Annotated in this window: 12 protein-coding genes and 3 pseudogenes; 8 read left to right on the plus strand and 7 right to left on the minus strand. The window is 58.2% G+C overall.

The features are described from left to right. The 4 genes and pseudogenes from QMP16_RS22815 to QMP16_RS23730 all read left to right on the plus strand — a co-directional run. The coding region (locus tag QMP16_RS22815; protein ID WP_282154277.1) for a DDE-type integrase/transposase/recombinase at positions 1–414 on the plus strand (414 nt) is incomplete at its 5' end. Between the two features lie 591 nt (positions 415–1,005). Next, on the plus strand, positions 1,006–14,208 hold the full coding sequence (locus tag QMP16_RS22820; RefSeq protein WP_282154278.1) for an autotransporter outer membrane beta-barrel domain-containing protein: 13,203 nt from the start codon (positions 1,006–1,008) through the stop codon (positions 14,206–14,208). 18 nt (positions 14,209–14,226) lie between these two features. Then, the gene (locus QMP16_RS22825; protein WP_282154279.1) at positions 14,227–14,706 is read left to right on the plus strand and encodes an invasion associated locus B family protein; all 480 of its coding nucleotides are present in this window, start codon (positions 14,227–14,229) and stop codon (positions 14,704–14,706) included. Between the two features lie 205 nt (positions 14,707–14,911). Beyond that, positions 14,912–15,040: pseudogene (locus QMP16_RS23730) on the plus strand (IS481 family transposase); the annotation flags it as partial. Positions 15,041–15,260: 220 nt separating this feature from the next. Here QMP16_RS23730 and QMP16_RS23600 read toward each other — a convergent pair. The 3 genes from QMP16_RS23600 to QMP16_RS23610 form a co-directional block, all read right to left on the minus strand. Further along, the gene (locus tag QMP16_RS23600) at positions 15,261–15,392 is read right to left on the minus strand and encodes a hypothetical protein (protein ID WP_348774634.1); all 132 of its coding nucleotides are present in this window, start codon (positions 15,390–15,392) and stop codon (positions 15,261–15,263) included. Between the two features lie 6 nt (positions 15,393–15,398). Then, the gene (locus QMP16_RS23605) at positions 15,399–15,581 is read right to left on the minus strand and encodes a WYL domain-containing protein (protein WP_348774635.1); all 183 of its coding nucleotides are present in this window, start codon (positions 15,579–15,581) and stop codon (positions 15,399–15,401) included. A gap of 81 nt (positions 15,582–15,662) precedes the next feature. Next, positions 15,663–15,899: a hypothetical protein gene (locus QMP16_RS23610; protein ID WP_348774636.1), complete on the minus strand. Its 237-nt coding sequence runs from the start codon at positions 15,897–15,899 to the stop codon at positions 15,663–15,665. Between the two features lie 196 nt (positions 15,900–16,095). Here QMP16_RS23610 and QMP16_RS22840 point away from each other — a divergent pair, with 196 nt between their 5' ends. Next, positions 16,096–16,491 carry a RidA family protein gene (locus tag QMP16_RS22840; RefSeq protein ID WP_282154280.1) on the plus strand — a complete coding sequence of 132 codons (396 nt, stop codon included), beginning with the start codon at positions 16,096–16,098 and terminating at the stop codon, positions 16,489–16,491. 343 nt (positions 16,492–16,834) lie between these two features. On the opposite strand, the gene QMP16_RS22845 is transcribed toward QMP16_RS22840, so the two are convergent. Beyond that, positions 16,835–17,926 carry an aminomethyltransferase family protein gene (locus tag QMP16_RS22845; RefSeq protein WP_282154281.1) on the minus strand — a complete coding sequence of 364 codons (1,092 nt, stop codon included), beginning with the start codon at positions 17,924–17,926 and terminating at the stop codon, positions 16,835–16,837. 12 nt (positions 17,927–17,938) lie between these two features. Further along, complete coding sequence (locus QMP16_RS22850) at positions 17,939–19,507, minus strand: trimethylamine methyltransferase family protein (RefSeq protein ID WP_282154282.1); 1,569 nt, start codon at positions 19,505–19,507, stop codon at positions 17,939–17,941. A 103-nt stretch (positions 19,508–19,610) separates the two neighbouring features. Between QMP16_RS22850 and QMP16_RS22855 the strand changes: the two genes are divergently transcribed. The 3 genes from QMP16_RS22855 to QMP16_RS22865 all read left to right on the plus strand — a co-directional run bounded on the left by QMP16_RS22855 (position 19,611) and on the right by QMP16_RS22865 (position 21,664). Then, positions 19,611–20,483 carry a LysR substrate-binding domain-containing protein gene (locus QMP16_RS22855; RefSeq protein WP_282154283.1) on the plus strand — a complete coding sequence of 291 codons (873 nt, stop codon included), beginning with the start codon at positions 19,611–19,613 and terminating at the stop codon, positions 20,481–20,483. Between the two features lie 93 nt (positions 20,484–20,576). Further along, the gene (locus QMP16_RS22860; RefSeq protein ID WP_282154284.1) at positions 20,577–21,095 is read left to right on the plus strand and encodes a dihydrofolate reductase family protein; all 519 of its coding nucleotides are present in this window, start codon (positions 20,577–20,579) and stop codon (positions 21,093–21,095) included. Continuing rightward, positions 21,092–21,664 (plus strand): TetR/AcrR family transcriptional regulator, encoded by a 573-nt coding sequence (locus tag QMP16_RS22865; protein ID WP_282154285.1) that lies wholly within the window; start codon positions 21,092–21,094, stop codon positions 21,662–21,664. The genes QMP16_RS22860 and QMP16_RS22865 overlap by 4 nt, the downstream gene beginning before the upstream one ends. 157 nt (positions 21,665–21,821) lie before the next feature. Here the strand turns inward: QMP16_RS22865 and QMP16_RS22870 are convergent. Then, positions 21,822–22,470, minus strand: a pseudogene (locus QMP16_RS22870) (tyrosine-type recombinase/integrase). A gap of 431 nt (positions 22,471–22,901) precedes the next feature. Beyond that, positions 22,902–22,988: pseudogene (locus tag QMP16_RS23735) on the minus strand (IS6 family transposase); the annotation flags it as partial.

Here is a 22,988-nt window from a genome sequence, read left to right on the forward strand (position 1 = left end):
GGAATGCCGCTACTCGAGCCGCTCGAAATCATGGCATCAGCATTCCCTGGTGGCCCGGAAGTTAATGTGACAACACCCGGCAAGACATTGGATTTCATGTGTTTACAAAGCCGAATCAAATCGGCGGCGACGAAGTTCTTTGCCCGGATGCCGGAGGTCAACGGATCTCCGCGGAAGATCGTCATCGACAAGAGTCGCGCCAATACAGATGGGATCAAGGCTGTTAACGAGATACTGAAAGGATTAGTCTCCCTGGTCCCAATTGAGGTGGAGAGGCGGAGGTGTCTCAATAACATCGTGGAACCAGATCACCGTTTCATCAAACGGCGAACGCGCCCGATGCTCGGATTCAAATCATTCGTTTCTTCAATTTTCACTTTGTATGGTATCGAAGTCAACAACATGATCCGCTAGGCGTAGTTCTAGCCTAGTATCTGCCCTTTCAAGCAATTCGCGGAACTGGCCGCATAATCGGAAAGCGCGACGTAATCTCCTCGGCTAGTAAGAAACTTTGCGACAGACTCGACAAGATGAACAAACCGTTCTCTCACTAGGAAGCCTGATCGCCCACTTCTTTGCAGTAACTATGAGCCAAAATGACTTTATCAGAAAATCGCCATGCTTCGACCCATTGGCGCTGGCGTCAGATAATGTGACGACACCCCAAGCAATGCTGTGAGTATCGAATTGAGATTGTCTGTTGCATTTTAGCAATGGGCGAGCCGTACGTCCAATAGGGCGAGCTTTAAATAGATAATCTCCTTAATCTTGTGTTTATTCTATTCTGAAGTGAGTTGGGGAAATTTGAATTGTAGGTTGCCGTTCTGCGCGAACGCAGCTTGCCCCCATGCGTTGTGACTAAGTCGTGTATGGGGTGCAAGGGTGTCTAAAAAATCAAGATTGTTATTGGCAGTCTCATTTCATGTTTTAATTTCAACGTCTCTATTCGCAGCTCCTACGGCAGACTCAAAAGTTGGCGACACGGTGGCCAACCCGGTGACAGGTATGGACACCACTGTCAGCGCACTGATTGTCGACCCAGCCTCGACGCCCACAGCCGGAACAACAGCATTTGTAGAGACAGCAGATGGCTACGTTTTCTTAGTCAAAGATGTCGGGGCCACAATCTACAATTCCGACAATCCTCCGCTCGCCTTTGAAATTGTCTCCATTTCAGGAACAACGGCTCAGATTAGCAATTCAGGGGCAACCGGAACGGCTGGCTTGTCCACTCAGTTGACCCTTTCGCAATACAATAGCAACTTTAATAGCTCTGGCACCCCGGGCGCAGTGACGCCGCCTGAAGACGTTTCAGGACCAAACGGCGTGAACCAAGTTGTCTATGGTCAGGATGGCAGCAATGGTCGGGACGGCGCGTTGGTTGTACCGCCCAGCTCTGGCGGCAATGGCTCAACTGGACCGACACAGACAAAGACCCTCAGTAGCGATGTCAACGCCACAAGCAACATGGGGTGGCAGGTCGGTAGCGTCGGTGGTGATGGTGGCAACGGCGGTGACTCATACCTGAGCTTCTGGGACGGGCGCGACGGCGGCGATGGCGGCAAGGGCGGCAGCGTCAATGCAACGCAGTCCAGTAGTAGCACGATCCAAACCTCGGGCAACGACAATGACGGCATTTTCGCATTCAGCCGAAGCGGCAAGGCTGGGAATGGCGGCAGCGGTTTCGCCGCCCCAGGCGGCGGCACTGGCGGGCATTCGGCAGATGGAGGTAACGTAACCGTCACGCAGAGAGGTGTGATTTCAACGTCCGGAGACTCAGCCGATGCTATCTACGCGCTGAGCGTTTCGAATAATGGTGGCAATGGCGGCTCGCAGTGGGGATTGGTGGGAGCCTCTGGCGACGGCGGGTTTGGCGGCAGCGGTGGAGCTGTAACCGTCAACACGACATCGACCGGCAGCATTTTGACAACCGGCGATTATGCGAACGGGATTTACGCCCAGTCGATTGGCGGGTCCGGCGGGTCTGCAGGCACCAGTGGCAACCTACTGGTATCCTTGATTGGCGGTGCCGACAACGGCGGTAACGGTGGAACAGTCACGGTTTCTCATGCTGGCGCTATTGAAACAAAGGGCGATTTCTCGCGCGGGATCGTGGCACAGTCGATTGGCGGTGGCGGTGGGTCTGGCGGCGCAGGGGGCGGGTTGGTTGCGTTGTCTCTGGGTGGTGTCGGATCGAACGGCGGCAGCGGCAGCGCTGTCAGCGTAACGGTTCAGGGCAGCGGCAGCATTTTGACCTCGGGCAAGGGTGCCGATGGGGTCATGGCGCAGTCGATTGGGGGCAGCGGCGGGACTGGTGCGAACTCGTACGGTCTAGTCGCAATTGGTGGTACCGGGTCGCGGGGCGGCACAGGTGATGCGGTTAGCGTAAGCAACTACGGTCAAATCCAGACCGGAGGCGACGGTGCGCGGGGCATCATTGCCCAATCCATTGGTGGTGGCGGCGGCGATGGTGGCTCGTCCGCCGGCATGGTTTCCGTTGGCGGCAACGGCAGCGGCGGTGGCGCCGGATCAACTGTGACCATCGTCAATGACGGGATCATTACAACGACCGGAGACGATGCGATGGGCATCCTAGCCCAGTCCATCGGCGGTGGCGGCGGCAATGGCGGTTCTTCCGGATCGGTTGGCGCATTCGTGGGTGTGGCCATCGGCGGCGATGGCGGCTCCGGAGGTGAAGGCGGTGATGTGGATGTCACATTGTCAAACACCGACAGTAGTCAGCCATCGGCAATTCAAACTTCGGGCGACCGCTCGACCGGTGTGTTCGCGCAATCCGTCGGCGGCGGCGGCGGCAATGGCGGCGGTGCAGTGTCTGTGGCGGTTGGGGCCTTCGGCGCTGCATCGGTGTCGGTCGGTGGCTCCGCTGGAGATGGCGGCGACGGCGGCGATGTATCGATTAGCGGCAGCGGGTCGGCCTCAGTGCAGACCGGAGGCGACGACGCAATCGGCGTGATGCTGCAATCCGTTGGCGGCGGTGGTGGTAATGGCGGATACGCAGTTTCTGTTGCTGTTTCGGGCGGTCCGGTTTCGGGTTCACTGGCAGTTGGTGTCGGTGGCGACGGCGGCACGGGCGGTGAAGGCGGCACGGTCACTGTTGGTCAGTTCAACAGCAGCGGCGTTGCCACGGCTGCGGGTTTTGAGGGAACTATAGTTACAACTGGGAACCGATCGACAGGTATGCTGTTCCAATCCGTTGGCGGCGGTGGCGGCAATGGTGGTTTGGCCGTGGCTGCAACCGGAGGCGCCTCTGCGCTGTTTTCCGGCAATGTCTCGATTGGAATTGGCGGTCAGGCCGGAAGTGCCGGCAACGGTGGTGATGTGCAGGTTTACACCAAGGCAGACATCACAACGACCGGAACCAATTCAAGCGCGCTGATTGCCCAGTCGGTTGGTGGTGGTGGCGGCAACGGCGGTGGCAGCATCGCGGCAGGCATCAGTGCAAGCGCCGGGGCTGCAGTTGGGATCAATGTGGGTGTTGGAGGCGATGGCGGTGGTGCCGGGATCGGTGGCGACGTCACTCTGATCGCCGGCGGGACAACAATTGAAACCAGCGGAGCGTTTTCCAGCGGCGTAGTCGCGCAGTCGGTTGGCGGCGGCGGCGGCAATGGCGGCTACAGCGTCGGAGCCAGCGCCGATATTGGCGGTGCCGCAGCAGGGTCCGTCAGCGTTGGTCTTGGCGGTAAAGCTGGCGGTGGCGGTGACGGCGGCGCAGTTACCGCTCAGGTTGACGCAGACGTCACAACGCGGGGTGATGACTCTGGAGCTGTTGTGGTTCAGTCCATCGGCGGCGGTGGCGGCAATGGCGGGTTTAGTGTTGCAGCCGGGCTGGCCGCAGGCGGTGCCGGTGCAGGAACTGTTGATGTCGGGCTTGGCGGCGATGGCGGCAGTGGCGGTATCGGCGGCAGTGTCACCGGTGTTCGTGTCAATGGTGACGTGCGCACCGAAGGTATGCGCTCGACCGGCGTTGTGATCCAGTCGATTGGCGGCGGTGGTGGTAACGGCGGCTTCAACGTGACGGCCGGTGTGGCTGCCGGGGGGGCAGGTGCTGGAACAATTGGCGTTGGTCTTGGCGGTGACGGTGCAACGGGCGGCAATGGTGGCGTGGTTGAAGGCCAGGTGGCGGGCAATGTTACTACGCTCTCCGATAATTCCAGCGGCGTTGTGTTCCAATCCATAGGCGGTGGCGGCGGCAATGGCGGCTTCAACGTGACGGCCGGTATCGCGGGTGCAGGTGCGGGCGGAGGAGCTGTGACAGTCGGTCTTGGCGGAGACGCGTCTGGCGGTGGTATTGGACAAATGGTGACCGCCCAGGTCAGCGGAACTGTTAGCACCGGCGGAGCAGATGCGACAGCTGTGCTGGCCCAATCCGTCGGCGGCGGCGGCGGTAATGGAGGCTTTAATGTCAGCGCTTCGCTGGCGGGCGCGGGTGTGGGTAGCGGTGCCGTTTCAGTCGGGCTGGGCGGCAGCGGCGGCACAGGTGCAACTGGTGGCACGGTAAATCTGACGACCACGGATGCAATCGTAACGGCCGGAGACAGGTCGTCCGGCGTGGTCGCTCAGTCCATTGGCGGCGGCGGTGGCAATGGTGGCTTCAACGTCTCAGGCACCGGCGCTGGCGCCGGTGTCGGGTCCGGCGCAGTTAGCGTGGGGCTTGGCGGCGACGGCGACGGCGGTGGTGATGGTGGCGCGGTCACTCTGACCTCCGGCGGGACAATCCTGACGCAGGGCAACTCGGCAACGGCGTTTCTGGCCCAATCCATCGGTGGCGGCGGCGGCAACGGTGGGTTCAACGTCAGTGCTTCGGTCCAGGGATCTGGCGTCGGCGGGGGCGGAGTCTCGGTTGGTCTTGGCGGCGATGGCGCGGGCGGAGGCGATGGCAACACTGTCATCGCGACGTCCAACAATGCGGTTGAAACCCGTGGTAACCAGTCCTCGGGCGTAGTGGCGCAATCCATTGGCGGCGGCGGCGGCAATGGCGGGTTCAACGTCTCGCCGGTTCTGTCGGGTGCTGGTACCGGTAGTGGCGCGGTCAGCGTCGGATTGGGCGGATCGGGTGATACGGGCGGTGATGGCGGAAACGTGACACTGACGTCGAATGGCACCATTCTGACTGACGGCTTCGCTTCCAGCGGTTTTGTTGCGCAATCCCTTGGCGGCGGCGGTGGTAACGGCGGCTTTAACGTCTCGCCGACCTTGTCAGGCGCAGGCGTCGGAGCGGGTTCAGTCTCGGTTGGGCTGGGGGGCTCAGGCGGGGACGGAGGCGACGGCAGCCTGGTGACCGCGAGCACAACGGCCAACGTTGTGACCAAAGGCGATGCTTCAGTTGGTATTCTGGCACAGTCCGTTGGCGGCGGCGGCGGCAATGGTGGCTTCAACATTTCACCTGCATTGGCTGGTGCGGGCACCGGTTCAGGCGCGATCAGCGTCGGTTTGGGCGGATCTGGCGGTGGCGGTGGCACCGGCGGTGTCGTTGGTCTGACGGTTGCGAATAGTGTGCAAACCGAAGGCGCGCAATCAAGCGCGGTTGTTGCCCAGTCCATCGGGGGCGGCGGCGGCAACGGCGGCTTCAATGTCTCGGCTTCAGTTGGCGGCGCGGGCACAGGTTCTGGCGCAGCAGCCGTTGGGCTAGGTGGTCGGGGAACCGGCGGCGGCGATGCCTCAGCGGTAACCGCAAACGTGACCGGGAACCTTCTGACGTTGGGCGAAACCTCGACCGGTCTGCTGGCGCAATCCGTCGGCGGCGGTGGTGGTAATGGCGGAATGAACATCTCAGTCGCGGTTGCCGCGGCAGGTACGGGATCGGGCGGCGCATCCGTTGGTCTGGGCGGCGCATCTGGAACGGGTGGCGACGGAGGAACGGCTGAGGCCACTCTGAACGGCAACGTTTCGACGCAAGGGGACGAGTCCGGCGGTTTCATAGTTCAAAGCCTTGGCGGCGGTGGCGGCAATGGCGGCATGAACGTCTCTGCCACAGTCACGGTTGCGGGAACCGGCAGCGGTGGTGCGTCTGTCGGGCTTGGCGGCAGCGGTGGCAGCGGCGGTGATGCCAATACGGCCAACGGCATGGTTGTGGGTGATGTCACAACGGCCGGCGATAATTCGGGCGGTGTTTTGGTTCAGTCTGCCGCGGGCGGCGGCGGTAACGGAGGGCTGAATGTCTCTGCGGCCGTGAATATTTCGGGCACCGGCGGCGGCGCTATTGGCGTTGGCATCGGTGGGTCTGGCGGTGACGGCGGTAATGCAAGCATGGCTACGGGCTCGGTTACCGGAGACGTAACCACAAGCGGCGATAACGCAACTGGCGTTCTGGTTCAGTCCGTCGGAGGCGGCGGTGGCAATGGCGGCGTCAACATCTCAGGAGCCCTCAGCATTGCGCGCACAGGGGCCGGAGCTGCAGGCATCGGAGTGGGTGGCTTTGGCGGCAGTGGCGGTACCAGTGGGGCCGTCGACAATACGTTCTCGGGCAATGTCAGCACTTCGGGCACACATTCGGCCGGAATTATTGCCCAAAGCCTCGGCGGCGGAGGCGGTAACGGTGCCACGAATATTTCCGGCGCGATTTCTGTGGCCAGCGACTATTCAGGCGGTCTCGGGATTGGTGTTGGAGGCTTTGGTGGCGACGGCGGAAATGCAGACAATGTCACGCAACAGGTCACCGGCAGTGTTTTTTCGACAGGAGACGACTCGGTCGGGATTCTGACGCAAAGCCTAGGTGGTGGCGGCGGCAATGGTGGCACTAACATTTCGGCCGCGTTGTCCCTGTCTCGGTCGGCCAATGCGGCCGTGGGTATCGGCGTAGGCGGCTTTGGTGGCGGCGGCGCAAATGCCGGTGCTCTGGTTCAGTCGACTGTTACAGGCGGTGTTGGTACCGTTGGCGATCGCAGTACAGGTATTCTGACACAGAGCCTCGGTGGCGGCGGCGGCAATGGTGGCACTAACATCTCGGCCTCGTTGGGCATTAGCCAGGAAAACGGCGGCTCGGTCAGTCTGGGCGTGGGTGGCTTCGGGGGCGGGGCCGGTAACGCCGGTGACGTGATTAGCACTCTGCGGTCTGGCACAGCCAGCAGCGGCCTACCCTTTGTGGTCACAATTGGGGCGGACAGCATCGGCGTCTTGGCTCAATCCGTTGGTGGCGGCGGCGGTAACGGCGGCCTGAACGTTTCGGGCGCGGTGAATTTGACGGGTAAATCCGGTGCGGCCGTTGCTTTGGGCCTTGGCGGTTTTGGCGGCGGTGGCGGCGATGCCGGCGCAGTAACTTTGGATGTGGAAAGCGATGTTGTTACGGCTGGTGACGGGTCGCATGGCGTGTTTGCCCAGAGCCTCGGAGGCGGTGGCGGCACAGGCGGTGTGAATATCGCAGGCTCTCTGGCGCTGACAAAGCCCTCAGGGTCGGACACGATATTCTCGGTCGCGGCTGGTGTTGGCGGCTTTGGCGGATCGGGTGGCGACGCCAGCGATGTTGATCTGGACTTTACCGGAAACGTTATTTCCGTTCCGTTGGAAGAACAAACTGATGGCTCATTTGTCTTGGACGAAAGATCTGGCGCCAGCGGTATCATCGCGCAGTCGCTGGGCGGAGGCGGCGGCAATGGCGGTACCAATGTCTCCGGCGGCATCGCGATCAGCGGCAAGCCCGGTGCGGGCCAAACCGACAGCAGCAAATCTTATGCAGTGGTCGTGGGCGTCGGTGGGTTCGGCGGCGGCGGCGGTGATGCCGGGAATGTCGATGTGAATATCGGCGCAGGCAGCACGATCAGGGCGCACGGAACCGGGCAATCCGGTCTGTTGGCCCAATCTCTTGGCGGCGGTGGCGGCAATGGCGGATTGAATGTGTCGGGCGGTATCGTATCCGACAGCTCGTTGATTGTTGGTGTTGGGGGCTTCGGCGGTGACGGCGGCAAGGCGGGAGACGTCACGGTCACGTCGCAGGCCGACATCACAGTCACTACCAACCCGGACGATATCTCTATCCCCGATACGACAACATTTGAAGACAAGCTGCGCGATTTCCTCGGCGACACGATTGTCGACGACACCGAAGAGCTGGTCTCGTCCTTCGGGCTCGAACGTTTGTTCATCGATATGGGTGTCTTCAACGAAGAAAAACCGGATACCGATGGTTCAGCTGGACTGATGGCACAATCCATTGGCGGCGGGGGTGGTAACGGCGGTCTGAACGTTTCGGGCGGTATTGCGCTGAGCAAAGATGGCAAGATCCCTTCGGTTACCTTTGGCGTCGGCGGCTTTGGAGGCGACGGCAATGTTTCGGGTGATGTGACCGTGGGCCATACCGGCACCGTTTCGGTGGCAGGTAACTGGAAGCACGGTGTTTTGGCACAGTCCATCGCCGGCGGCGGTGGCAACGGCGCGTTGAACGTGACCGGACAGCTGAACTATGGCGACTCTAACAACTCCGACGGTAAAACCGATCTGAGCATTGTGGGCGGTTTGGGTGGCCACGGTGGAACCGGCGCGGATGCCGGTGATGTCCTGGTCACGCAATCGGGCGCTATCTCGACGAACGGCTATCACGCGCGCGGTATTTTTGCCCAAAGCATTGGCGGCGGCGGCGGCACCGGCGGGATTAATGCGACCTTCGTCGGCACGAAAGACAGCTCGCCAATTGCTATGGGTATCGGCGGCTTTGGCGGTGGCGGCGGCGATGCAGGCGATGTCACGGTTGCGCGTGGATCCGCGGCGGCGGCTGCGGGTACCATCACGACTGACGGTGCCGGTTCGCACGGGATCGAAGCCTCAAGCATTGGCGGCGGCGGCGGTGATGCCGGTATTAACGCGGTTGTGGGCATCAGTAAAACCACCGGAAGCAAGAGCAATGGCGGAACCGGCGATTCAACTGACCGGAAAACGCCCACCAACACGGGCGTCGATGACTCGGTAATTGCCAACTACAACGCCGTTCTCGATGAGTTGGAAGGCAAGGTGAACCCTGCCGACTCCTCCGGAAATAAAACCGGCGTGTCGGCTGTTATCGCCATAGGCGGTGATGCTGGAACGGCCGGGGACGGCGGCACCGTGGATATCGATCACTATGGCGATATCGTTACGCTGCAGGACGGCAGCCACGGGGTCTTTGGTCAATCCATTGGTGGAGGCGGCGGCAACGCGGCTTTGAACCTTGGTATGACGTACGAACTGGCCTCAGACGCGACCAACAAGGGCTTTGGCCTGGCTATCGGTGGCGGTACGGGTGAGGGCGGTATCGGCGGTTCGGTCGATGTTCGCAATACCGGGGACATCACGACCAGCGGCGCGGACTCTCATGGCCTTTTTGCCCAATCCGTTGGCGGCGGCGGCGGCAACGCGGGCTACAACTCTGCCTCGACATCTGTAGATGGCGGCAACGTGAATATTCAAATCGGTCGGACCGGTGGTACCGGCGGAAGCGGTGGCGATGTCTATGCAAGCTCGAATGGCATCGTTCGCACCGCTGGTAACCGTTCATACGGCTTCTTCGCCCAGTCCATCGGCAACGGCGGCGGCAATTCGTCCTCGACATCAGTCAGCATAGGTACGCCCAAGACCGGCGACAGCAAGGGCAACAAAGCCAGCTTGTCAGTCGGGCTTGAAGGAGGCACTGGTGGCGAAGCGGGCGATGTGACGGCGGTTGTCGCAGGAACAGTCGTCACAGAGGGGACGGATGCTCACGCCGTATTCGCCCAGTCCGTCGGTGGTGGCGGTGGCAATGGTGGCAAGGCCAGCAATTCAGCCGGTAAGGGTACGTCTGTTGCGCTTTCCATTGGCGGCACGGGCGGCACAGGTGGCGTAGGCGGCAAAGTCGACGTGTCCAACACTGCACGAATTGCGACCTTAGGTGATCGTTCAGTTGGTTTGATGGCGCAATCCATCGGTGGTGCGGGTGGCACCGGCGGCATGGTTCAGGCGGGTCAATCGAACCTCGACACCATCAAAGCCGTGGTCAATCCGTCGACGGTCGGGACGACTATTTCGGTTAACATCGGTGGCACAGGCGGCGACGGCATGACTTCGGACACCGTGACTGTCGTCAGCGATGGGATCATCACGACCGAGGGCACGATGGCTCATGGCATCTTCGCGCAGTCCGTTGGCGGCGGTGGCGGTATGGGTGGTCTGGTTGAAAATCGGATCATCAGCCTGCGTAAAGACATCGGGAACACAGCGACTCTGTCCATTGGTGGCAATGGCGGAACCGGAGCAATGTCTGCAGCGGTTTCCGTCACAAATCGGGACCTAATCCAGACGACGGGTGACAAGTCCATTGGCATCTACGCGCAGTCCGTCGGCGGCGGGGGTGGCGATGCGCAACAGGTGCGCAACATCATTCTGGGTCGGTCCTCAGACGGGGCAACGACAAATGCAATTCTGATTGGTGGCACGGGTGGTACTGGCGGGTCTGGCAGCACGGTAACTGTCGTCAATGAAGCTGATGCCACTATCCGCACCACCGGTAAGGAGAGCCATGGCATCTTTGCGCAGTCCATCGGTGGCGGCGGCGGCAATGGTGGCTCTACGATCTCGGTCGACGGGCGCTATGGCGGGGCTGAGGCCAGCACGCGGCGGGCACTACAATTCGGTCTTGGCGGATCAGGTGGTACTGGGGGCACGGGCGGCAACGTCTTGGTGACCAATGCAGGGACGATCGTGACAACTGGCGAAGGTGCGCATGGTATCTTCGCCCAATCCATCGGTGGTGGTGGTGGTAATGGTGGCAGTTCGATCACTGGGACGCTGCGACTGAAGACAGGCGACAGCAGTTCTCCGACCGCGCAGTTGAATATTGGCGGTTCCGGAGGCAGCGGCAACATCGCCGGCAACGTGGTCGTAACAAACAGCGGTGACATCCGGGTTGATGGTGCGGGTGCATACGGCATCATGGCGCAATCCGTTGGCGGCGGTGGCGGCAATGGCGGGCTGGCCGTTGCGATGGATGTAAATGACCTCAAGAACACCATGACCGGCAAGTCCTACTCGAAGATCGCCATTGGCGGTTCGGGCGGGGATGGCGCAGATGGTGGAGACGTCACGGTCAGCCATACAGGCGCGATTGTCGTGAATGCAGAAAACGGGTTTGGCATCTTTGCGCAATCTGTTGGTGGCGGCGGCGGAAACGCCCGATATTCAGTGTCATCCCCGCTGGTTTCGGCATTGGATTACACGGTGTCGCAACTGCTTGGTGCGCGCGAGGGTGCCACTGGGTCGGTTGGAACCGTTACCGTCAATACGACCGGGGACATTCTTGTGAACGGTTCAGGCAGCGAGGCTATTTTCGCTCAGTCCGTGAATGGTGGCGGCGGCAATGTAGAAACCTCGGTTAATTTCACGACCGAGACCGCCAGTGCTGGTGGAACAGACAGTGTCTACATAAGCGACATCTCGTTGGGCGGCGATGAAGTTTCAGACATGGCTGGCAGTCAGGTTGCGCAATCACATACCGGCAATATCGCGACGACAAGCGACCGCTCGACTGGTTCGATGCTGCAGAGCATTGGCGGCGGTGGCGGTACCTCCACTAACAATATCAATGTTCAGGACGGTGACGGTATCGACATCACCGCACGTTTGGGTGCGATTAACACGGATGACGCCAGTGGCGGCGACGTGACCGGCAGCCGAACCGGAAATGTGGGCACCGACGGCGTGTTTTCCACTGCCGGTGCAGCGCAGTCTATCGGAGGCGGGGGTGGTAAACTTGTGCTGAACAGCGCTGGCACCGCGAATACAAACAAAGCGGCTTCGGTGATCCTGGGGTCTGACCCAAGTTTCCGCAATGACGGCGGTGATATCGACCTCTCTCTGGACGGAGACGTTACCACTACGGGTGATCGGTCATTTGGTCAGAGTGTCCAAAGCATTGGCGCGGGTGGCGGCGAGGTCGTTGTCGCTGGACTAGGACGTTTGGATGTAACTTTGGGTGCGCAAGACGATTCAACCGGTGACGGCGGAACCGTTGATCTTACCAATATCGGGGGCATCACCACCAACGGTTCTGGGTCTCATGGTTTCGTAATCCAAAGCATAGGCGGCGGCGGCGGCCTCGTCTCTACAGATTTGGATGCAAGCCAAATCACCGTGAATCTATCGCCTGCTAATGGCGGTGACGGTGGTGACATTACGTTCACCCAAAACGGTAATATCGTTACCACCGGCGAAAACGCGATTGGTGTTGTGGCGCAGTCGCTCGGCGGTGGCGGTGGCATGGTGGATTCGGTCTTCCGTGGATCCGCGGGCGGTGCCGGGGCCGGTGGCACCATCGACATGGCGCTGAACGGCAATATCCTGTCCGTGGGCGAAGGCAGCATCGGCGTTCTGGCCCAATCCGAGGGGCGCGACGGAGCGGGTGCAATCACACTTGGCTTCGATGGCGTCGTCATGGGCGGGACCGGGCAAGCAGACGCAGTTGCATCAATCGTCGTGGACGGCGGCGCGAACAACGCGCTGACTTTGTCCAAAGACACAGTGCTTCTCTCCGGGAACAACCAATTGGTGAATGGCGGAGACGGCAATGAACAGATCTCACTTTCAGGTGCAGCCCTTGGCAATCTGGACCTTGGAGCGGGCACCAACGGTCTGACTGTCGAGGAAGGGGGCGCCTTTTATGCGCTGGACGCGGTCAATCTGGGCGCTGCTGGGTTGATGCAAGTGAATGGCGACTTTGTTTTGGGAGCGGACTGGGGTCTGAATACGGACATGACACCGACCGTTAAGTCGGGTGACTTTGTCTTTACCGGAAACGTCAGCCAGACCACGAACCTAACTGGAAGCCTGGCCTTTGGTGCGACGGCTTCCTCGACCTTCGACGCATATTTCCTGACCACGGGTGCATCGGGTGGCAATAGCGATCTGGTCAATGTCAGCGGTGACGCCACTATGGGCGGCACCTTGACACCACAGCTCAATACGCTTCAACGGGCGTTGCCTCTAGTCATCGTCAACCCGAATGGGACAGCAGCGGATGCGGGCACGACGATTCAGGACACTGTGGTGCTGGATTACTCGATTGGCCTGAACGGTTCGACGTCGGACGGCAGTTCGATTGATCTGGTGATAACTCCGGACTATTCGACCGCGAATATGAACGCGAACGAGGCGGCCGTTGGTGACTACATCAATCAGGTGCTGAACGGGCAGGGTTCGGCGGCACAGGGCGAGTTGTTCGCTCTGATCGGGAATATGACCTCCGAAGCTGACGTTATCGCGGCAATTGGTGCATTCACTGTGGCCGATTATGCCGCGGATGCGGTAGATGCCTACTACGGTACCCGGGTATTCGCAGACGCACTGCATAATTGCGAGCGGTTTACCGATTACCAAGCCGGAGACGATCCACGCAATTGCGTCTGGTTCTCCGGAGGAAGGTCCTTTTACGACCGTGACCAGACCGGTATTTACGATGAGTTGGACATCAACAATACCAACCTGTCTGCTGGTGTCCGTTTGCCGGTTGGGGATGAGCTCTATGCTGGTTTCGCGTTGGGTCACGACCAAATAAGCCTTCGGAATGGATCGCAGTACAATGCGACCGGTGACCGGTTCAATCTGGGTGCTTCGCTGACCAAATACACCGGCCCGTGGGAGTTCGCGGCCATGCTGTCAGCCGGTTGGTCAGACTATGACTCAGACAGGTCGGGTGGGATCAGTGGTGTGCTGCCAAACGGAAACGTGGTTAACACCGTCGGCGTCAGTTCGATCAAGCACAAGATGAACCAGCAAAACCTGCGTTTGAGTTTTGCTTATGATCACAGATTTGCCGGTGGCAGTTCCTATCTGCGACCCGAGATCGCTGTTGACGCCACCCGTCTGGCGACGGAAAGCAACGGTGATGCAACCCTTTCGGGGATCGTCCTGCAGGATGATAGCGAGATGATCTATTCCCTTACTCCATCGCTTGAGATCGGGACAGAACAGATCCTCAGCGCCTCTCAAAAACTACGCGTAAGCTTCCGCGCCGGCGCCATCATCTCGTCGAACGACACAGTATCAGTAAGCGCCGGTTTTGCAGGTGCAAGCGCAGCCGATGGCGGATTTACGAATACCAGCTTTATCGGAGACGCCCATGGGCTGGTTTCGGCGCGATTGGGGCTGTTTGCGTTGGATGACAGCAGCTTTATCAATCTGAGCCTCGACCATATGTTCGGGGACTCAACCAAGGCTCTCCAGGTTGGTCTGGGCCTTGGGCTACAGTTTTAAGCAATGAGGGACAGCAGTATGAAAATTTGGCTTGGCGCATTAGGGGTCTCATTGGGTTTGGCAAACCCTCTTTCCGCGCAAGAGAACGGCACACTCCCGTGGTCGGTAAATTGTGGAAATCCGGGCAATGGAACCGAGCTGGTCTGTGAAATCACCCAGAGCATTGTTTTGACTGAAAACAATCAGAGGCTGACCTCTATTGCGTTCGTGAAAACAGCGGGGAAAGATGAGACCGAAACCGTGCTGACCTTGCCGTTTGGCCTGCTATTTTTCGAGGGCCTGATCGCGAAAGTCGATGACGTCGAAGTTGCGCGTCTGAAGTTTCTGACTTGCGAGGCCCAAGGTTGCTTTGCCCGTTCTCCCGTCTCGTCCGAATGGATGTCTGCGATGCGGACTGGTAACCAATTGACGATCGAAAGTAAAAATACCGCAGGAGACCCGATCTCCTTTGGTTTTGATCTGACGGGGTTCAGTAGGGTATCTGATCTTCTGCCATGACGGCTGTTTTTGGGCATGGCCGTCTTTCGGGGTGTTGTCACGTTAAACCCCCGCCAACAAAGAAGCCCTGATGTTCGCAATTCAAGTAGCTCTAGTTGTTTTATCCCGGGGTTTGATCATGTGGTCTTTTCGTTGGAATGTAAGGCAGAACTAGGGGACAAGTTCGTCATGGTCGCGCCAAGACCACGTACCCTGTTGCATTAGTCCATTGTCTATATGCTTACAGCCGTCGATCCCGCACCTGACCCGCCGTTCTCTGCGTCGTTGCCGTCAGCGGCATGGCAATCCACGGCTGCCTGGTATGAGGGGTGACAACCCAAAGCGTCAGAAATTCAAACGGCGAGCCAGTGAAGGCGCCGTTAGTCCGAGTCAAATAGTGAGCCAATCGGCTATTTCAATATCGATGTCGCCTGGGTGAGAAGCGAAGAACGCAAGCTCTAAGGGACCAGAACTGCGATCAGCCGTGCGAACAGAAGTGGCACGAAAGAACTATGTTGCTACCCGCGCCAACGACCTCTTTCGGAGTATGTCACGCGGTGACGTACACATCTTCATCAAGACGGCACGGATGCTGATGTGCGCTGGTGCATGATCTTGCTATATGGACAAACATCGTCCTCAAATGGGACATGGCGGCGGTGAAAACGGGTATCTTCGATCACCTCGGGCGCACTGATACGGTCCATGCGGAATTACCGAAAGTCACTGCGGGTGGGGTCCCTGGCCACCAGATACCACAGTGGGGGAAGGATCAGCATGGCTTGCGGTTCTACCTCGCGGCGGGTCTCTCGGCCTCTTGCGTCGCGGTAGGCAAAGCGGATTAGATTACGATTCAGGAACGCCGCTTCGAACGTGGGCAAAAGGGCAGGGTCCATCCGGACCATATCGGACGGGTCTTGTAACGGCGAAAGTTGCCCTATGTGCAAGTATTCTAGAAAGGTGCGCAGGTCCCTAACCTAGTCTGACGGCAGTGAGCGCTCGATCTTGGCCAGCCCCGCATCAGCCAATTTCGAGAACGGCAGATTGCCCGCCGCCCGCATCGCCGTAACGCTGATCAAAAGTGCAAAGACCTCTGGCACGGACAGGCGCGCGGTGGTTTGCATCGATTGTGGATCCAGGTGCAGACCGCCGCCGCGCCCCACGTCCGAGTGAATGACAAACCCCTCATCCCGCAGCGCATTGATGTCGCGCAAAATGGTGCGCCTCTATGCGCCCACTTCATTTGCGAGGTCATCAACGGTGCTGGTGACGTTGCGGCGAAGGCTGCGCACGATTGCGTCGTGTCGGATGCGAATATTCATAAGAGCAGCCGATCACAAATAGTGACAAGATTTGGCACTATTTGGATTTAGAGAGTTTTCAGCAACACGAAATCAAGGAGACACAAAATTGAATCGCGCGGCAGTAAACCCTTGGGACTGGTCATTGAAACTGGGCTATAATCAGGCCGAGTTAATCGAAGGCGCAAAGCGTCAGGTTATTTGCGCCGGCCAAACGGCGGTTGATGGCAACGGCGCGCCGCAACACGCCGATGATATGCGTGCTCAAATTAGCTTGGCGCTGGACAATCTGGAGGCGGTTTTGACCAAGGCTGGCATGAATTTGCATAATGTCACTCGTCTGGGCATCTACGCAACAGATGTGGATGAAGCGATGAAGAACTTCGATCTTATGGGGATACGGTTCGGGTCCTACCAGGCTTTCCCTCCGATGACCCTGCTTGGTGTGACGCGCCTGGCGATTCCAGGGCTCATGTTCGAGATTGAGGTAACAGCTGCGGAATGACCACTGTCAAAGCGGCCATTGAGGATCGCACCTCAGGTGGCCGTTTTGCCCTACGAACTGTAAGTTCGGGAAACCTGAGATATTGCGGTCGCGGCTAATGTCGACAGTGCGGGTCGCGACCGAAGCATCGGAACCTCCCGACCAACGGCGGAATGGGTCGCCCGCGTCTCAGCGAGCGTAGTTTTCCCTTCTGATGCGGCATCCGCAGTCAGCGCTCGGCCAATTGTACTGTTGACTGAGTCAATGGCCACCGCTGAGCAACGCTTCGACTGCCGGGCGGGTAACCAGAAAACAGCGACGAAAACCTGAAACACAGGCACCATCGCTGCAGGCCAAGACTTCCCTAACTATGTGTGCGAGCTTTTTCAGGGTCGTAAAATGGGCTGGACACAATTGTTGCGTCTGTGGCGAAATCACTTCCTGAGACCTTTAGAGTGGACCCGATTTGAAGCCCTGGATGAACATGTGCAAGCGCAAGCGATTTGTTCAGGCGGCGAGAGTAACAGGGGCTGTTGATAACCCCAACATCTTCGCCGTCCAGGGACAGTCTCTCCCCACCTTCGACCATGTCGGAGTGATCGATGTCCAGACAGACATTGTTGACTTTTTCGGCACCTTTTGAGGCCATGACCATCGATTTGCCTCGGAAGTCGCCCTTTGTCCTGCTGACGGTGAAGCCGAGGCCGACCTCCCACGGGGAGTTTTCATCGGTCATGTCGTAGCCATAAAACAACAGCCCGGCTTCGATACGCACCTTGTCCAGAGCAGTGAAAGAACAGGGCATGACGCCTGCATCCGCCAGTTTGTCCCAGATGTCGGTGATCACCGCACCACCCGCAAAAATCTCGTAGCCGCGTTCGCCCGAATATCCGGTACGCGAAATACGGCAGGGATGACCAAAGAGCACACCAGGCGCATGTTCGAAGTAGTCCAGTTTGGCGAGATCGATGTTGACATGAGCGTTGAGGATATCCGGCGAGGCCGGCCCCTGCACGGACAGGTCATGCAAGTCGTCGGTAAATTCGACCTGAACGTCACGCCCTGCCGCCGAAGCTTCCAAGAGCGCCATGGTGTCGCCCGAGCCGTGCACAATCATCCACTCGTTGTCTCCGTTGTTGGACACGATTGCATCGTCGGCGATCCCGCCGCTGTCAGTCAGAACGCACAGGTATGCAGCCTTTCCCAGTGTGACCTTGGAAAGATCGCGTGTGGTCAGGTGATCAAGAGCCGCTTGGGCGTCAGGACCGCGCACAAACACCTTTTTCAGAGGCGACATGTCAAACATTCCCGCGCGCTCGCGAACCGCATCATGTTCATCGTTGGGATCGGTGTGGTAAGTCCAGGCGGTGCCCATACCATTCCAATCCTCAAGCGCTGAGCCAAGCGCGGTGTGGCGTGAGGCAAGGGCAGACGTGCGGCTAAGTTCTTCGGTCATGGAGGTTCCTTTCTAGTACCATTCGTCCGGCATTCGCGCTTTGCGCTCTGACACGAAGTCTTCAAGCGCGGCCTGGATGTCGGGTTTCATTTTGGGGCGTTGATAGTCGTTCAACATCTGACGCCACCGCCTGGTGGCGCGTTGATCTGCTGTAAGAGCACCATTTTCAGACCAGGTTTCGAATGGTCCGGCGTCAGAAATCTGTGGCTCAAAATTCGCCGTCGCATAGTGCCGCAGCGTGTGACTGGTCGACAGGAAATTTTCGCCCGGGCCCGTTTCAAAATAGGCATCACGACCAAAGGCCTCATCATCCGTTTCGAAGCCCTGCAACAGTTTCAGCATCGCGCCACAGTGGTCGAGATCCATGATGAATTTCTCGTAGGACATCACAAGCCCACCTTCGAGCCAGCCCGCCGCATGCCAAACCTGATGGGCTCCGGACAAAAGCGTGGACCACATGGCACCGGTGCTGTCCTGCATCGCGTGCCCGTCGGGCGCATTGGAGGCGGTGATCTGCCCGCCGCCGGACCGCACAGGCACGCCAAGCCTTCGTCCCAATTGTGTAAGCGCCATCGTGGTCATGTTCGCCTCTGGCGATCCAAAGGTCAGCGCACCTGTGCGCAGGTTCATCGTGGAGTGGAATGAGCCAAACACCACCGGACAACCGGGGCGCACCAGTTGCGCCAGTGCGATGCCAACCATCGCCTCTGCCAGAGTTTGCGCCGCCACCGCGGCCGGCGAAAGCGGGCCCATAGCGCCCGCGAAAATGGCGGGGGAGACGCAAACACATTGGCCGGCCTCCGCATAGATCCGCAGAGCCGACGACATGGTATCATCATAAACCAGCGGCGAATTGACGTTGATATTGGCCTGCATCACCGCGTGGCGCTTCATGAAGTCGCGCCCAAAGACCAAGCGTGCCATCTCGATACTATCCCGCGCACGCTCGGGTGCTGTGACAGATCCCATAAAGGGCTTGGCCGACAGCGTCAGATGCGCCAGCATCATGTCCAGATGTCGTTTGTTCACCGGTACATCTGTCGGTTCGACCACCGTGCCGCCGGAATGGTGCAAGGCAGGCGCAGTGTAGGTCAGTCTGACGAAATTGCGGAAGTCCTCCAGCGTCGCATAGCGCCGGCCATTCGCCAGATCGCTGACAAACGGAGAGCCATATCCCGGCATCAGCACAACGTTGTCGCCGCCAAGTGTCACTGTTTTGGCCGGGTCTCGACCATGCAACTGAAATTCACAAGGGGCGGTAGCGCAAAGCGCGCGGACGTGACCCGGTTCAAACCGTACACGTTCGCCGTCGATGCGTGCACCGGTTTGGGCGAAGTGATCAAGCGCGGTACGATCCCCCCGGAACTCGACACCAATATTTCTTAGAATCCAATCGGCTTGATCTTCGATCCGGGTCAGTGCCGTTTCGCTCAAAAGATTATATGCGGGTATCTTGCGCCCTGTGAACGGCGTGCTTTCAGAGGGCTCATTGTCACGGGCCAAGCGGCGTCGGCGCACGCGTCTACGGTGTCCCGCCGGTGTTGATTTGTCTGCTACAGCGTTCAAAGGGTCCAACGTCATCTTTTCGTTTCACGCAACTAGATGCAAATTTTGGGCTTAAAAAATTGCCTTGAAAATCGAAATTTTCTTTTCTCAGTGTTCAGAAAATTTGTACGCTGCACTCATGGCTGCCCGCTTTCATCACCACGATCTGCTTAGGCTATTTGCCGAGATCGCCCGCTATTCCAGCTTTTCGACGGCGGCGTCGGCGCTGAATATGACAAAGGGCGCGATCAGTTATCAGATCAAAACGCTTGAGGCCGATCTGGGGATGGCTTTGTTTCAGCGCACAACGCGCGGTGTCACACTCACCGGTGAAGGGCTGAAACTGCTCGCAATCTGCCAGACCCGATACGAAGAAATCGAAACCGAAATTCAGGCGTTGAAAGGGATTTCGTCGCGCTCTTTGACTGTTGGTGTCTCGACCTATTTCGCTGCGCGCTGGCTGTCGCCACGCCTGATGTCATTCATGCAAAACCACCCGGATGTGCAGCTTCGCATTCAACCGATGATCGAGTTTTCGCAGGCAGAGATGCAGGAAGTGGACCTGGCAATTAGGTGGGGCAACGGGAATTGGAGTGATGGCACCGTTACACCGTTCATGCATTTGCGGCCGTATCCAGTAGGTAATCGGGCGGCGGCCGACCTGGTGAATGAGTTGGGAATAGGGCCGGCAATATCGCAACTTACGTTGCTGAGAGATCGTGATGACAGCAGCGCCTGGTCAGATTGGCTGAACGCCGCAAAGCTTCCTCGGCAATCAAGGCGAGATGTGCTGATCGTTCCTGACCCGAATGTTCGGGTGCAAGCGGTCATCGACGGACAGGGCATCGCTTTGATGGATGGCTTGATTGGGGACGATTTGAATGCGGAAAGGCTGTTTAGATTGTCGGAAACCGTTCTGCCTGAATACGGGTATTTCTTAGTTCAGCCGCACAGAACCGCCCCAATTGGCGCAGTGCGGGCATTCTCGGATTGGGTTCAGAGCCAGGCCTGATGGTATTCCCCCTTGAGCGGCGTCAAGGAAAATATTATACGACATATAAATAATATGAGGAAGATCCAGACGATGCCCACAGGACATATAATGATGGCAATGAGTCTGGACGGCTTTGTTGCAAGGTCGGATCACAGGCTGGATTGGTTGGATAAGCAACCCACCAAGGATGAAGATCACGGGTTCACAGCCTTTCAGGACAGTGTCGATGTGATCGTAATGGGGTCGGGATCGTACCGGACGGTTAGGGGGGTTGGAGCGTGGCCATACACGAAACCGGTGGTGGTTCTCAGTTGTTCGATGACAGCCGACGACATCCCTAATGACCTACGTGAGAAGGTTGAGGTTTCAGACAAAACACCAACCGAATTGATGAAGAGCTTTGACGCGCGTGGTTTCAGTCGAGTTTACGTGGATGGCGGAGCAATCATCTGTTCATTCCTCAAAGCTGGGCTGATTGAAGACATGCGGATCACTTTGATTCCCATCCTGATTGGTGAAGGCATTCGGATATTCGGCGAGACACAAGGCGACGTTGATCTAGAACTGGTTTCGGTTAGCAGCTTTCCCTCTGGCCTGGTGGATCTCGAATACAGATTGAAAATCAGATGACGAAAACTGCCCCACCGGGGCGGCCGCCAAAGGCTGAGCAGCGCCTTTCGAAACAGTTGATCCTGCAGACTGCATTGCCGATCGCCCAAAGCGCAGGTGTTGATACGCTATCCTTTCGCATACTTGCCGATCAACTCGGCGTCACTCCGATGGCCGTGACCTATCATGCAGGCAGCAAGAAACAGCTTTTGACCGATCTGGTAGAAGTGGCGTTTGCAGGCGTGTTGGATGGCGTGGGCGGAGGTGCTCCGGTCAAGCGTGCCCGCGCAATTATGGCGACTTACTTTGCATACGCTTTGAAGAACGCCAATCTACTCCGTGCCATCCTGGACGATGTGACGCTCATGAGCGCGGACCTTATGAACGTGGCGGTAGAACTAAAGGCCAGCACGGATCAACTTGAAAACAGCGATGGCAGTAACGTCCTTGTTCACGTGCTCATCGACTATGCACATGGGTTTGTACTCTCTGCCTCCAGCGGAGAAAACAATCCGCTCACAATAGATGACTTTCTGTGTGGGATCGACTGGATTCTTGGTCAAGCGGCAGGTGATGTCAGGGCGATCTGAAATTAAGAACATACGCATCAAAGGTGCACGCGGGAACAACCTTGAAGATTTCGATATCAACATGGAGTTGTGTCTTGCGTCTGTAGCGAGTGGCAATAATGCGAGCTGCAAGCGCAGCATGACAAGACCCTAACAAGTGACCGCTCTGGGCTGTCCTTTAAGACGGTCTGGATCTTTGGATTTCAATGGATTCTGCAATAGCAATAGCATCCTCAAGCTCGACGCCGAGGTACTTGGCATTGCGCCCATCTTGGTATGTCCGAGTAAGAGCTAAGCCGCGCGGAGATTGCCGGTCTTCTTGTATTTTCGTGTAATATTGGTTTGCCGCATCGTATGCGTCCACAGGCGCTGGCCTCCAAACCAACCGAAGTTACCCAGTCTCGCACGATCCGCGCATACTGGCGTGTTCAGATATGTGACCTTTTGTGGAACCGGCCTGGCCAAAAGTGCTCTGAACCTACTTTGAGCTCAGCCTCCATCCATCTCTCAACGCAGACACTGGTTCCCTCTGAAATCTCAAATCGAACGGGGTTCTAAGTTTTGCTCTGCAAAACGGAGGTTCGTTCATTAATTTGACCAAATGCCATCACATCGACAACTTTCGTCTTCACCAGATCGCAGATGCGAAGCATGCTGTTGATTGCTACATTGAACAACGCAAGGTCGCGGTGGTTCTCGGCGAGTTCGGGCCTAAAGCGGATTGCCCAAACGTGTTTTGGCGGCGGCGGTCTTTTCCGACCTACTACGCGGCCTTTATTCCAGGCTAGGCGAAGTGCGCGAATGGCCGGTAAGTTTGGTGTTTCCATGACTGTTCCTCCGATCCGCCACGCCCTCCCACAACGATACCGGACGTTGGCGAGGCGCCATATCACTAGAATGCTGTGCTTTGCCCGAGGGCCGCTACGAGTCCATGGCGTCCCCCAAGTAGAGGCTTTGGCCCAATCAGAGTCGACTGCAACACGGTTGTTCTCGTCGCGATACCACCACTTTCCGGTCCAGTCTGCACTCTGTCAGGCTTCTGAAAAAACTTGTGGAAATTTGTCCCGTTCTTGAGACTGCGAAGGGAAAATTTGTACTGTTGCCAAAACTAATCGACGTTGCCGGGTGGTAGTTTTGATCTGGTTTTTGCAAGGTGCATCCACGGTGGAGTTGCAAGCTGCCATGTCCCAACGTGTTCGGGTGGGTCAGCCAAAACAGAGAATCCGCCTTTCTAACGCTTGAACCAAAATGCTTGGGCCACCTTCAAGAATCCTTGCATCGTCAGTTCCCGTTTTCGGAACGACAAGTGGCTGTTTTCGGCGCGGTTGTTGAGACCCTTTTGCGA

The organism is Ruegeria atlantica, from assembly GCF_947495585.1.
GTDB classification, from domain to species: domain Bacteria; phylum Pseudomonadota; class Alphaproteobacteria; order Rhodobacterales; family Rhodobacteraceae; genus Ruegeria; species Ruegeria atlantica_G.

What these genes read in the sequence shown, in the direction of transcription:
- QMP16_RS22820 (WP_282154278.1), top strand. Translation starts at nt 1,006, where the DNA reads ATGGACACCACTGTCAGCGCACTGATTGTCGACCCAGCCTCGACGCCC.
- QMP16_RS22825 (WP_282154279.1), top strand. Translation starts at nt 14,227, where the DNA reads ATGAAAATTTGGCTTGGCGCATTAGGGGTCTCATTGGGTTTGGCAAAC.
- QMP16_RS23600 (WP_348774634.1), bottom strand. Translation starts at nt 15,392, where the DNA reads ATGGACCGTATCAGTGCGCCCGAGGTGATCGAAGATACCCGTTTTCAC.
- QMP16_RS23605 (WP_348774635.1), bottom strand. Translation starts at nt 15,581, where the DNA reads ATGGACCCTGCCCTTTTGCCCACGTTCGAAGCGGCGTTCCTGAATCGT.
- QMP16_RS22845 (WP_282154281.1), bottom strand. Translation starts at nt 17,926, where the DNA reads ATGACCGAAGAACTTAGCCGCACGTCTGCCCTTGCCTCACGCCACACC.
- QMP16_RS22850 (WP_282154282.1), bottom strand. Translation starts at nt 19,507, where the DNA reads ATGACGTTGGACCCTTTGAACGCTGTAGCAGACAAATCAACACCGGCG.
- QMP16_RS22855 (WP_282154283.1), top strand. Translation starts at nt 19,611, where the DNA reads ATGGCTGCCCGCTTTCATCACCACGATCTGCTTAGGCTATTTGCCGAG.
- QMP16_RS22860 (WP_282154284.1), top strand. Translation starts at nt 20,577, where the DNA reads ATGGCAATGAGTCTGGACGGCTTTGTTGCAAGGTCGGATCACAGGCTG.
- QMP16_RS22865 (WP_282154285.1), top strand. Translation starts at nt 21,092, where the DNA reads ATGACGAAAACTGCCCCACCGGGGCGGCCGCCAAAGGCTGAGCAGCGC.